Source organism: Leptospira weilii serovar Ranarum str. ICFT (genome assembly GCF_000332415.1).
Taxonomy (GTDB): domain Bacteria; phylum Spirochaetota; class Leptospiria; order Leptospirales; family Leptospiraceae; genus Leptospira; species Leptospira weilii_A.
In genome coordinates, this window is the sequence record NZ_AOHC02000016.1 from 26,219 (window position 1) to 38,835 (window position 12,617).

9 protein-coding genes are annotated in these 12,617 nt (G+C 41.4%); 4 read left to right on the top strand and 5 right to left on the bottom strand.

Annotated elements, in window-relative coordinates; all coding sequences use genetic code 11:
* Positions 1 to 64 precede the first annotated feature (64 nt).
* A complete protein-coding gene (locus tag LEP1GSC060_RS04625) occupies positions 65 to 1,114 on the bottom strand; it encodes an acyl-CoA dehydrogenase family protein (RefSeq protein WP_002997037.1) in 1,050 nt (349 codons plus the stop codon).
* A gap of 17 nt (positions 1,115 to 1,131) precedes the next feature.
* On the bottom strand, positions 1,132 to 4,029 hold the full coding sequence (uvrA, locus tag LEP1GSC060_RS04630; RefSeq protein WP_002996880.1) for an excinuclease ABC subunit UvrA: 2,898 nt from the start codon (positions 4,027 to 4,029) through the stop codon (positions 1,132 to 1,134).
* 109 nt (positions 4,030 to 4,138) lie between these two features.
* Here uvrA and sppA point away from each other — a divergent pair, with 109 nt between their 5' ends.
* Entirely contained in the window at positions 4,139 to 5,893 is a 1,755-nt protein-coding gene (sppA, locus tag LEP1GSC060_RS04635) for a signal peptide peptidase SppA (RefSeq protein WP_036095382.1), read from the top strand.
* A gap of 209 nt (positions 5,894 to 6,102) precedes the next feature.
* On the opposite strand, the gene LEP1GSC060_RS04640 is transcribed toward sppA, so the two are convergent.
* Entirely contained in the window at positions 6,103 to 7,047 is a 945-nt protein-coding gene (locus LEP1GSC060_RS04640) for an L-threonylcarbamoyladenylate synthase (protein WP_002996911.1), read from the bottom strand.
* Positions 7,028 to 8,677 carry a glycosyl hydrolase family 18 protein gene (locus LEP1GSC060_RS04645; protein ID WP_002996852.1) on the bottom strand — a complete coding sequence of 550 codons (1,650 nt, stop codon included), beginning with the start codon at positions 8,675 to 8,677 and terminating at the stop codon, positions 7,028 to 7,030. The genes LEP1GSC060_RS04640 and LEP1GSC060_RS04645 overlap by 20 nt, the downstream gene beginning before the upstream one ends.
* Positions 8,678 to 8,838: 161 nt before the next feature.
* On the opposite strand from LEP1GSC060_RS04645, the gene LEP1GSC060_RS04650 reads away from it, so the two are divergent.
* From LEP1GSC060_RS04650 to LEP1GSC060_RS04665, 3 genes are all read left to right on the top strand, one after another.
* Positions 8,839 to 9,546: a queuosine precursor transporter gene (locus LEP1GSC060_RS04650; protein WP_002996929.1), complete on the top strand. Its 708-nt coding sequence runs from the start codon at positions 8,839 to 8,841 to the stop codon at positions 9,544 to 9,546.
* 280 nt (positions 9,547 to 9,826) lie between these two features.
* Positions 9,827 to 10,405, top strand: coding sequence for a hypothetical protein (locus LEP1GSC060_RS04655; RefSeq protein ID WP_036095383.1), 579 nt, complete (start codon positions 9,827 to 9,829; stop codon positions 10,403 to 10,405).
* A gap of 562 nt (positions 10,406 to 10,967) precedes the next feature.
* A complete protein-coding gene (locus tag LEP1GSC060_RS04665) occupies positions 10,968 to 11,468 on the top strand; it encodes a hypothetical protein (protein ID WP_230458302.1) in 501 nt (166 codons plus the stop codon).
* Positions 11,469 to 12,211: 743 nt separating this feature from the next.
* Here LEP1GSC060_RS04665 and LEP1GSC060_RS04675 read toward each other — a convergent pair.
* Complete coding sequence (locus LEP1GSC060_RS04675) at positions 12,212 to 12,544, bottom strand: VOC family protein (protein WP_002996907.1); 333 nt, start codon at positions 12,542 to 12,544, stop codon at positions 12,212 to 12,214.
* Positions 12,545 to 12,617 lie beyond the last annotated feature (73 nt).

The following is a 12,617-nucleotide window of genomic DNA, read 5'->3' on the forward strand; positions in this document are numbered from 1 at the left end:
TTATCTCAAAGATATTTTCTCGGTTTTTTACTCTCCTACTACTACAAACAAAACGCAAAATCCGCTAACGCAAAGCTCGAATCTTTTTCAAGATATTCTTTTGATAGATAGGAGTTTTACCCGGATGAATGGAATAAAAAAGTCCTATATCCGGAAACATATTGGATAATTCCACTCCGCTTACAAGATCCGTAAACCAGGAATAAATCAGGTCCAGAGCCGTTTCGTAACCGTAAGGATGAACTTCTTCCATCCTAAAGTTCGGATCCTGATCCTTTTTTACGGAGATCTCAATTATTTTTGAATATAATAATTGTTGAATGTCTAAGATTTTTCCGGCGATCATCGGATCCACGTCTCTTTTTTCTTTTAAAAGGGTTTTTAGGATCAAATCCACATAACCGCAAAAAAGCGCCGAAGCCGATAACATTTCCGAAAGGTGAATTTCGGGTGCAAAGTTTTGGTAGTTCAAAAAGAGCAGATTTTTCAAAGGAAGGGACAAATCGTTGCCTTTAAGCCTACAGTGAGTCGCTTCTTTGGCGTATTCCAGATCGAAAATTTCCAATTCAAGACCGTAAGAATCGCGGGGGATATAGATCACGTCGTAGGTTTCCGAAGGTGATTTTGCCACGATCAAAAATCCGCTACAGTTCGCTCCGTTGGTTAGAAAGGACTTGGATAAACTTAAGAGGATTCGATCGTTTTCGACTCGATAGTCGGTGACGATATTGGAAATTCTTCCCTTCCATCCGGATTCGCTGACTCCCATGGAAATGATATCTTTACCGGAGCTGACATCCTTTAAAAGTTTGGTTCCGATCGCAATCGTTTCTTCTCGTCGAAAAACTCGGTGGATTCCGGTTTCGTTTAAGAAACCGTCTCCAACGAACTTCAAAATTCTTCCCGCGACATTGGTTTGAGCCATCATCGCGATTCCGAGTCCGATTCCCCTCGGATAAGAACCCAGTTGATAAATCTTTTTGTGAAACGTTTCGAAGGAACCTCCCGCAATCGCTTCGAAATAACCCTCCTCCGCCAAGTAAGGAAGCGCGTCTCTGAAAACGTTTCGATACTCGTGGGACGGAACGGAAGATAAGAATTCTTTCAGATTCATAACGCCTCGTTGCGATTTTAACGATTCACTTTTTGTTTCGTTTCTTGAGCGGATTTTTTTTCTTTCATTCCGTTTTTGCCGTCCGCTTTACCGTTCTCGGATGTAAAGACTTTCTTAAGATACTGACCCGTATAGGAATTTTTTACTTTTGCCACTTCTTTCGGAGTTCCTTCCGCAATGACAAGACCACCACCGTCTCCGCCTTCGGGTCCCATGTCCACGATCCAGTCGGCTTGTTTGATCACGTCCAGATTGTGTTCGATCACGATCATGGAATTTCCGCGATCCACAAGAGTATGCAGAACCTCGGAAAGGTGTCTAACGTCTTCGAAGTGAAGTCCGGTCGTCGGTTCGTCCAAAATGTAAAGGGTTTTTCCGGTTGGTCGTTTGGAAAGTTCGGTCGCGAGTTTGATCCTTTGCGCCTCTCCTCCGGAAAACGTGGTCGCGGGTTGTCCGAGCCGGATATAACCCAGTCCCACTTCCAAAAGGGTTTCCAGTTTACGTTTAACGATGGGAATGTTTTCAAAGAATTGATTCGCGTCTTCCACGGTCATTTCCAGAACGTCGAAGATATTTTTCCCTTTATAACGAACTTCTAATGTTTCTTGATTGTATCGTTTTCCTTTACAAACCTCGCAGGTCACGTATACGTCCGGCAGAAAGTGCATTTCGATTTTGAGGATTCCGTCGCCTTCGCAGGTCTCACAACGCCCACCGCTTACGTTAAAACTGAATCTTCCCGGACCGTAACCCCTGAGTTTCGCGTCTTCGAGATTGGAAAACATTTCTCGGATCGGAGTAAACAGCCCCGTATACGTTGCGGGATTGGAACGAGGAGTTCTTCCGATCGGAGACTGATCGATATTGATGATCTTATCGATGTTTTCAAATCCCTTGATCGTTTTGTGTTTGCCCGCCAAGGTTTTCATCTTCATCACCTTGTGCGCGGCTGCGTTGTAAAGAATGTCGTTGATAAGAGTCGACTTTCCGGAACCGGAAACCCCCGTAATGACGACTAACTTTCCCAAAGGAAGAGTAACGTCTATATTCTTGAGATTGTTTTCCCTGGCTCCGAGGATCTGAAGTTTAAATCCGTTTCCGTCCCTGAGTTTTGCGGGAATGGGAACGTTCAGTCTTCCGGAAAGATACTTTCCGGTCAGAGAATCCTTGTGATTGGCGACGTATGTAGGAGTTCCCGCACAGACGATCTGACCGCCGTGAACACCCGCGCCCGGTCCCATATCGATCAGCCAATCCGATTCTTCCATCGTTTCGTGGTCGTGTTCGACGACTAACACCGTATTGCCGAGATCTCTTAAATTCTTGAGAGTGGAAATGAGTTTTGTATTGTCTCTTTGATGCAGACCGATCGAAGGTTCGTCCAGAATATACAAAACTCCCATCAGCCTCGAACCGATCTGAGTCGCCAAACGAATCCTCTGCGCTTCTCCGCCCGACAAAGAACCCGCGCTTCTTTCCATCGTAAGATAACCGACTCCTACGTCGTTTAAGAAAGAAAGTCTCTGATGAATCTCTTTCAAAATCGGTTTGGCGATGATTTCTTCCGCGCCGGTCACTTTGAGACTTTCGACAAATTTCAAAGCGTTTTCGATCGAATACGAAGTGAACTCGTCCACGGGAACGTTATGCACCTTTACCGAAAGACTTTCCCGTTTGAGACGTTTTCCCTTACAAGAAGGACAAGGATGATTGGTCATGTACGACTCGAACCACTGACGCATCGAGTCGGATTTGGTTTCCTTGTATCTTCGTTGAAGATTCGGAATCACACCCTCGTATTCTTTGGTGAACTCGTAATGGGAATTGGCGCCTCTAAAATCATATTCAATTTTTATTTTCTTATCTCCGTGTAGGATCGTTTGTCTCGTTTTTTCGGGAAGATCTTTCCAAGGAATGTTCATCTTGAACTTCAAAGAATCGGATAAGGACTTGAGAGTGGCCATAAACCAAAAGCCGTTGCTTTTGGAACCCGCCCAGGCTTCGATACAACCGTCGACTAAGGAAAGTTCCGGATCGTTTATCAAAAGATCCTCGTCAAATTCCAATAAACTTCCCAGACCGTCGCAGGTCTCGCAGGCTCCATAAGGAGAATTGAATGAAAACATCCGGGGAGAAAGTTCGGTAAAACCGATATCGTGTCCGTTCGGACAGGCCATCTTTTGGGAAAGAATATGATCCTTGGAACCGTCGTCCAAGATCACGAGCCCTTCGGATTGTTTGAGCGCGGTTTCCACGGAATCGGCGAGTCTGCTTCGAATTCCGTCCTTCATCACGATCCGATCCACAACGATCTCGATGGATGTTTTAAAATTCTTTTTTAATACGATTTCTTCGTCCAGGGTTCGGATCTCACCGTTGATTCTCACCCGATTGAAACCGTCCTTGCGGATCTTTTCGAGAACGTCCTTGTGTTCTCCTTTTTTGCCTGAGACAACCGGCGAAAGAATCTGGAGTTTACTTCCTTGTGGAAACGCAAGAACCCGAGCCGTGATCTGATCGATCGACATGGATTGGATCGGGGTTCCACATTCGGGACAATGCGGTTTTCCCACCCTTGCGTATAAAAGCCGGAGATAATCGTAAATTTCCGTAACTGTTCCGACAGTGGATCTTGGGTTTCTATGAGTCGTTTTTTGTTCGATGGAAATCGCCGGGGAAAGACCTTCGATCAGATCCAGATCCGGCTTTTCCATCTGACCCAAAAATTGTCTGGCATAAGCGGATAAACTTTCCACGTATCGTCTTTGACCTTCCGCGTAGATCGTATCAAAGGCAAGAGAAGATTTTCCGGAACCGGACAACCCAGTAATGACAACAAGTTTATCCCTCGGAATATCCACGTTGATATTTTTAAGGTTATGCTCTCTCGCTCCGCGAATCCGAATTTCCTGCAATGAAATACCCTCTTGCTTTTTAGAATTTATTGTGTACTTAAATCTGAAAACTCCTTTCCTAAATGAAATTCTTCTTTTTCAAGAAGAATCCGGTTTTCAAACTGACGTCATGTTTCGAAATTTTCTTCAAATCGTATTCATTCCATTTCGTCTGCTCTTTCAACTTACCCGCGTCCTTCGATTTCGATTTTTTCGAGGAGATCATTACTTTTTGGAAATTCCTTCCGAATTTTCAAGTTACAGAAAATCTCTCTTAATGAAACTTCTCTCTTCCAAAGAGGAAGACGTTTTTTTCACGGATTTTCTTTTAGAACTCAAACTTCTCTCTCAAGTCCCCGGGTTGAAAAAAATTTCCGTTTTGATTCAACAACCGGAATACGGATTCGGTGAAACCTTGAGTATCGCGGAAAGATTACGAATTTTGAAAGAAGCCGGAGTGATATTGGAAGGATTTGCGCTGACAGGCGGACTCAAATCCTTGTTTCTCTTGGGAGTTTGCAACGAACGGTTCGCTTCGGAAGCCTCGGAATTTTTTCCAGTTCTACCTTCCGCAGAATCTTTTTTCTTTGGAAACGCGGGTAAAAAATGGGGAGTGAAAGTGGAAACCTTCCAGAGCGGTCCCTACAAATCCTTCGGGGAATCCTTTCAAAGAGATAAGTTTTCTCCCAAAGCAAGGGAAAATCTAAACGCGCTCCTCAAACAAATGACGGAAGATTTGGAAGCCCTTTTTCAACGTTATGCGGGCTTTTCGCTCACAATATTTGCCGAACCTTTTTTATCCGCAAAAACCCTAAAGGAAAGAAAATTCATCTCCGGATTTTTAAACGAAGAGGATTTTAGGGAGAATTTTCTTTATTTGCACTACGAAAACGAGGACGACAAACAAAAACCGGTTTCAAAAGAACTCAGTCTTTCTTCTTTATATCGTTTTTCTAAATTAAGAAATTTTAAAATACTTCCCGGACGCGAACCGATCGTCGCGGTTCTGCCCCTCAAGGGAAACATTCATCACGATACTCTCGGCAAAGGGGAAGGAAAAACGGAAGGAATCTCCTATCACTCCGTAAAAAACGCTCTCAAAGAACTCAAGGAAGCATCTTCCGTCAAGGCGGTGGTGTTGGAAGTGGATTCTCCCGGAGGTTCGGCTTTCGTGTCGGAACTTCTATATCAGGAAATTCTAAAGTTGCAAAAGAAAAAACCGGTTTACGCGTATGTGCAAAACATTTCCGCGAGCGGGGGATATTATCTTTCCTGCGGAGCTTCTAAAATTTACGCTTCTCCGTACGGAATCGTTGGAAGTATCGGAAGTATTTCGCTTCGTTTGGATCTGAAAAATCTTTATTCCAAATTGGGTGTCACAAAGGATAGGGTCGGTTTTTACAAATACAGGGATCTTCTTTCCGAATACGGGCCGATTCATCCGGAATCCAAAAAATTGATGGAGCAGGAAATCAAAGAATCGGAAGGACTTTTTTACAAACGGGTAGCCGATGCGAGAAAAATTTCAACCTCGGATTTGGATAAACGATTCGGACAAGGAAGGGTTTTTACTTCCAGTCAATTCTTAAAAGAAAAGATGGTCGATTCCATCTCCGACTTTCTGGGACTACTGGAAGACATCAAACAAGAATTGAAAACGGAACGAGTGGAGGTTCGATACTTGCCGACTCTTTTTACGTTTCAAAGTTTTCTTAGGTCCTTAAAACCCGGATTTTTATCCAATCGATTGTCGGGAAATTTCTCCTCGATTTTCCCGGAGGTTTTACAATCCGCCTCCGCCGAAATTACGGATCCGATTCGAAAAAAATTTCAATTCGCGGAAGCCGAGTTTTTTCTGAAGTCGAGGTTCTGGAATCAAGGTTGACGATCGGTAGAAAAAATTTCGGAACCCTCGTTTCAAGCGGCTATGTAAGGATTAGCTCAATGAATTGCGGGCGCAATTCAGGTAGTGAAATGGGTGGGAAGACTCTTTTCTCTATTAGAAAATCATATTTTTTGCAAGTAAAAGTTCAGGCTTTTTGCGAGAACTCCCGGGTTTTAGGATTGCTCAGAAAATCAAACCGAATTTCTCTTCTATTTCAAAGCCGCTTTTGAAATCCGATTGATTAACGCTTCCTTTCCTCTTCCTTCCTTGGGAGTTTCACACCACGCTTCCGCAATTCCTCTGCGATCGCATTCCACAAAAAAGGAATAGATGGATTTCATGTATTCCTCGTTAGTCGAAATACGGATCTGATATACCGATGGATTCTTAATGTCAAAACCGATTTGGCCGAAATTTTTTGAAATTCCGTTTAACGAATCCTTTAATACGACCTTACAGGCCGGAGCATAATGCCGATATTTAAGACCCGGACTTTTTGGAGCTCCTTCCGCTTCGTTTAACAATTCGAGACCTTTTAAATCCGGAAGAATCAAAAGCAGATCCTTTCGGTCCACAAAACCCGGACGAACTAAAATAGGAGGTTCGGAAGTGAAGTCGATCACGGTCGATTCGATTCCGATTTTCGGTTCTTCTCCCAGCAAAATGCAGTCTACTTTTCCGGTAAATTCCTCCAATATATATTCAATTTTTGTTAAGGAAGGTTTTCCGGAAAGATTGGCGGAAGGGGCGGCAACGGGAACCCCGCAGGATTCCAAAAATTGAATCGCAGTCGGATGGGAAGGAATTCTTACCGCGACGGTATTGAGTCCCGCCGTAAAAAGTTCTCGGTTTCTTTTCGTAAAAATGCCCGTGATCGGGCCGGGAGAAAATTTTTGAAATACGAGATCGGCTTTTTCACTTACGTTTCCGCAGGTTTTCAAGGAAAAAATATTTTGAACGTGCAGAATGAGAGGATTGTCCGAAGGACGATTTTTGACTTCGTAGATTTTTTTACAGGCTTTGACGTCAAGGGCGGAGGCTCCGATTCCATAGACCGTTTCGGTCGGAAAAACGACGAGCCCTCCTCCGAGCAATATGTTTGCCGCTTTTTGAGGAGAGTCCGTGACGAGAGTGTTAACCTTGTTTTCCGGCAAGTTTTTCCGTATGTTTGCGGTCTACATTTGCTTCTTCCGGAGCGGTTTGTTGAACGTCCGTCGCAGGTGCGTTCGGATTTTTTACGGGCTCTTTGACCTTTTCAACAGGAGGAAGTTTATTAGAAACTAATAATTCTAGATAATCGTTGATTCCGGGATCGTTGTCGCTGATCAATTGCCAAAAGGAAAATCCGCCGAGGTCGTATTGTCTGAGAAGATTCATCTTGTCTTCGAACGCTTTTCGGTTCATGTAAAACGCTACACGGTCACAACCCTCCGATTTATACCAGATGCTCGGATCTTCGTATGTTTTTCCCGAATGAACGTAGGAAAATTTCGAAAGATTGGTCCAAGAACCGGAGTTCTTCGTGTTCGCAAGAATCTGATCGATGTTAGTCGGTTGTCTGTGAATTCCGAATTCTTTTTTGCGAACCGCATCCTGATAATAAACCGATTTGATTTTCGAATTACAATTCAAGGCCCAATCGTACCCGTAAGTGGGAATCGCCATATACAACTGATTTGCGGGAACTCTCGCTTTCGCATATTCGATGATACTTTTGATCCAAGTGTTCGGGGCCTGCGGTCCCGGTCCCGGATTTCTGTATTTTCTAGGATGCAATTCATATGCCATAATTTTAATACGATCCGCGTATTTTGCGAGGAAGGTATAATCGTGAGTCATAGGTCCTCTCCAGTTTTCCGCGTAATCCATTTTAATTTTGTCTTTTAAACCCTTGCAGACTTTCATGGATTCTTTTTTAGCCGGAGTTTTCGGATGAACCGCAACGGAAAGGATTTTTCCGCGTTTATGAATTTCCTTGGAAAGAATGACGATGAATTCTTCGAACTTTTCCTTTTTCTCGCAACTCATTCCTTCGTAATCGATATCGATCCCGTCGTAACCGTACGTATCCAGTTCGTGAAGAATATTCGAAAGGTGTTTATCACGAATATCGTTGCGTCCGTTCATCCCGATATTTTCGGAAATCTTTTCGTATTTATTCTCCCAACGAAAGATCGTAGGAATGATCTTTACATTCGGATTGAGTTTACGCAACTCGGCGACCCGTTCGTGTTTTTGAGCGCTTCCCCAACTCGAATAAAGATCTCCGTTATTCGTTTCACGGCCTTTCATTCCGTAGATAAAGGGATGAATTTCGTTGTAAAGATGTACGGTCTTTTTCATCGCTTCGTAATCGGAAAACCAAGTGGAAGCACGGAAGGTTGTATTCTCGTCCGCTTTCGGAAGTAAGGTCGCCTCGGGCATATCGCCGTCGTCTTTTCCAAATGAGAAAAGATCCGATTTGAATTCGGAAGAAGTTTTTGGATCTTGCGACGGTTCAGACTGATTGGCGGGTTTGTTGATAAAAAAAAGATCGCGGATTTCATCCATGATTCCGACGGAACTCGCACGAACATTCTCCACTGAAAGCGGAGCTCGATCTTTTTTGAGAAGATGAATCCCTAAAAAAAAGGAAGTTGCGGATAATAAAAACCAAGTAAAAGAATAAAATAAGATCTTATGCTTCGGTTCTGAACCTTTCTGAAGTTCCGAACCTTTCTGAAAAGGAGTCGGTTTTATCAAATCTTCCGGAAAATCGTGTTTGTCTTCTTGTTTGTGTGCCATCGGTGTTGTCTTAATTATCGAATCGAAACTCGGGAAAATAAAGAAGTTTCCTACGTTGATGAATTTTAGAACCCGCTTCCAGAGATTTATACGCTTGGAGACTGTCAAACGGTTCTTTTTACAAGTTGACGAATTCGAGTGATCGACGGATAAAACCGCTTATGCCTCTCTCCAAATCTCTGAAATTATTTATCGTCTTAAACGCATTCTTTTTAACGTTCTTGATCCTGGCCGAAGTGACAGGATCCAAACTTTTTATTTCCTTCGGTTTTACTCTTACGATGGGAGTGATTCCGTTTCCCGTAACATTCATCATAACCGATCTTCTCAACGAATACTACGGAAGAAAAGGAGTTCGTTTTACCACTCTCTTAGGAATGGTGATGATCTTCTTGGCTTACTTTCTTTTGATGTTGGACATGTCGATTCCTGCGGCCTCGAATTCTCCCGTCGACGATCATTCCTTTAATATCGTTTTTGGAAATTCGGGAAAGGTAATCGTCGGTTCGATTGTGGCGTATTTGATCGGCCAATTGATCGATATTCAGATCTTTCATTTTTTGCGGGTTAAAACCAAAAACAAATACATCTGGCTTCGGGCCACGGGTTCCACGATCGTTTCTCAGCTCGTGGATTCGTTCGTAGTGATTTATATCGCACTCGGAGGTGGCAAACTCAGTTTTCAAGAATTGAATCAAATTTCCACCAATAACTTTCTTTATAAATGTGGTGTGGCGATCGCGATCACTCCTTTGATCTACGGAGCGCATCAATGGATCGATTGGTATTTGGGGAAAGAAGCGGAAGAAATGATAGAAGCCGCTATGAAAGAAGGTAGATCCGACGTGGATCCGATCTCGCCGGGTTAAAAACTCTTAAAAGTTCACCTTAGAATCGATCGACTTAGAATTTTCAATCAAACGTAGTAGTTTCCATATAAAGTGCAAAAAAATGTAAACTCTCTAGTTTTTAGGAATGAGGTATGATTTTAGCAAATAATCATATACGAAATAGAAGAAAATCGTTTTAGAGTTTGTCCGCCAACCGTCCGATTTTATCGGAATGGCCGTCAATCTCTGCGATTGTTTTGAGATTTGGGACAGGCTCCTACTTTTGAAAAATCAAAATCGATTTATTGAAAAAAGAGACATGAGAACAAAGAGCTTTTTTATGATTCTAAGTACAATTCTTACTTTTTCATTTTGTCTTAAATCGCAAATGACTTTTGAAACGATTCAACAAGGAAAGAATTTAGAAAAGGTTCCTCTTATTTCTCCGGAAGAATTTTTTCAGTTATGGATCAAAAATCAAAGAAAACTTAAATTTCAAACCAACGTAACTTCTTTATTTAAAAATTCTGAATATGTTTATTTTGGAAAGAATGATCTTTTAGGTTATAGTTGGAAAACCCGTTTCTTTAAAGTCAGTTCCGATCTTTTAAAAAAAGAATTTCCAAATTACGAATCTTTTTTTGCCGAAGACTTGGAGCGCTACTACTGGAACCATAGAGTATCGAAAGAAGATCGTGATCTCTGGATCGATACGAAGAACCAAGATCGGAAAAAATGTGGACCAGAATTTTTCTATTCCCTTTCAAATCAAAGAGTGGTCTTAGAGATACGTTGGGAAGTGAATCCAAGTTGTCCTAAACTTACAATCTTCCATGGAAAAAACGATAGAATCCGTTACGATTGTAGAACCGAAAAAATTTCAATCGGAAAGGAATAGATTGTATTCCCGACCCCTGCTTCTAGAATAAAATCAAACTCATTTGGAAAACTTCGATTTTTTCCGGCTTGTGAACGTTCAAGAACAAAATCACACGTTGGAAAATAGGATTAAAAAAATTTAAAGTTCAGAGTTGAACAAGTAAACAAAATTCAAAACGTATAAAGTAATCTCGAATTTGTATTTAAAAAAAACGAACCCGAGCGAATGAAAGTAAAAAAAGATCATTGAAATTTTAGAGGATGACGGTCGGTATTTAGGATCAAAGAGGAAGTGACTCGACGGATTAAAGAAGCTATCGAGTTTCATTTAGAAGGGATGCGAAAAGACGATCAGCGATTCCAAATCCCTCCAAGTTTACCTTGATTACGGTTTAATAGATTTCTTGAGTTATCAAACCCAAGAGGGTAAATGAGTTATGAAAAAAACCGCCAAACCGATAAACATGGAGAATATGAGTCGAAAAAATTCGGATGGAACCAGGACATCTTTCGTTTTATTACTTTCGATTCTAATCTCGATCTTTGGAATTCTATTCTACTGCACTACAAAACTAAACACGATGACATTTGAAAGTGTAAAACAAGGAAACGACCTCGATCAAATCCCTCTCGTTTCCTTAGAAGAATTTTTTCAACTTTGGTTACGAAATCGAAAACATCCAAAGACAATGGGAATTAATTTTGAAAAACTTTTTGAAGATCAGAAGTTTCAATACTTTGGAAGAAAGGAATCCCGTCTTTTTACTAGTACATTCCGTTTTTTTAAAATTCAAAAAAAAATTCTAAACAGAGGATTTCCGAATTATGAATCTATTTTTAGAGACGAGCTTCAAGGATATTTTCAGAATCGAGTTCTTCCAGAATCGGATTGGAATTTTTATAGGGAAACAAAAACCTCCCATAAGGAAAATTGTAAACCTTTCTATCAGTATTCTCTTGTGGAAAAGAAAATAATTCTTACGATGAAATGGGATGTGGAAAACTGTAAAGAACTTGTTTCTCTCAAGGATAAAACCTATCGGTTGGTTTATGATCTTAGAAAAAAAGAATTTGAAAAATGATTTTGAGTTTGTCCCAAAACTTAAAACAATCGCAGAGATCTGCGGCTATTCCGATTAAATCGAATGGTTGGTGGACAGATTCTTTGTAGAAATCTATTTTATCGGATCGAGAAAATTTAGAACTTGTAGTATCGTATAAAAAGTTGTCATAAAAAGGAAGATTCAATGACAACGATCAAACTTTGTAAACCGACTCCTAATCCTATCCACTTGTCTTCACATGAAACCGCCGTTTTACGACCGTCCTCAAATTAAAAATTCCTTTGATAGTTTGATAGTGACGGGCTTTTATTACCCATAAATATGTAATAAAGTACCTAATATTTTGCATTAAAACCGTTTTTTGCGATAAAAACAAACGGTACTTAAGTTTATAGGAATCAGTAAACGGACTCATTACAAACTTACGATCCTTTGCAACGCGGAAGGGATGGAGGCGGAGTCAAGTTATTGAAATTACAAAAATTGAATGTATTATAGGAAAACACAATAACTTGACTGGAGCCGAGAGCCCGGTCCTCACGCCCTTGTCCGTGATTTGCGGCCTTTGTTCGGGAAAATTCGGCGGGGAGGATCCGCCCGCTTGTAATATAACCGAATGACGGCCTTTCCGTTTCCGATAATGTCGGGGTTTTTTTATGCGGGAAATGGATTTTGAATCATCCAAGCGGTTTATGGTTCGATCGAAGAATTAAGAAAGTCTAAAATTTAAAATTTTAATGTATCGATTTTTTGGCGGAACTTTATTCGAAATAAAACCAGATTCGGTTTTTCCAAGGATCCAAAACGGAAACATACTTTGGATCCGAAGCTTCAACGGTAAATCCGCGAGAAAACAAACGGATCTTTAGATTCTCCCAATCATTCTTAGCGACACAAAACGTCAAGGTCCCGGGACTCGCCGGACAATTTTTAGATTCTTTGCTAAAGATCAAAATTCCTTTCTCGTCGGGCCAGGAAAGTTCCGCGTGGGTTCCGGAACTGCTGACGGTTTTTAAACCGAAAAGTTCTCTGTAAAGATTTGCGGCTACGGAACAATCGGTGGATTGAAAGTTGGATGCGTAAAATCGAATCATGGTTTTTTGATGAACATTGAAAGTTGAAATCGTAAAAAGGGTTCTCCGTTTTTCAATCGAATATTTCGTTTTG

Coding starts and splice junctions, on each gene's coding strand:
- LEP1GSC060_RS04625 (WP_002997037.1), bottom strand. CDS start 1,114: ATGAATCTGAAAGAATTCTTATCTTCCGTTCCGTCCCACGAGTATCGA.
- sppA (WP_036095382.1), top strand. CDS start 4,139: ATGTTTCGAAATTTTCTTCAAATCGTATTCATTCCATTTCGTCTGCTC.
- LEP1GSC060_RS04645 (WP_002996852.1), bottom strand. CDS start 8,677: ATGGCACACAAACAAGAAGACAAACACGATTTTCCGGAAGATTTGATA.
- LEP1GSC060_RS04650 (WP_002996929.1), top strand. CDS start 8,839: ATGCCTCTCTCCAAATCTCTGAAATTATTTATCGTCTTAAACGCATTC.
- LEP1GSC060_RS04655 (WP_036095383.1), top strand. CDS start 9,827: ATGAGAACAAAGAGCTTTTTTATGATTCTAAGTACAATTCTTACTTTT.
- LEP1GSC060_RS04665 (WP_230458302.1), top strand. CDS start 10,968: ATGACATTTGAAAGTGTAAAACAAGGAAACGACCTCGATCAAATCCCT.
- LEP1GSC060_RS04675 (WP_002996907.1), bottom strand. CDS start 12,544: ATGATTCGATTTTACGCATCCAACTTTCAATCCACCGATTGTTCCGTA.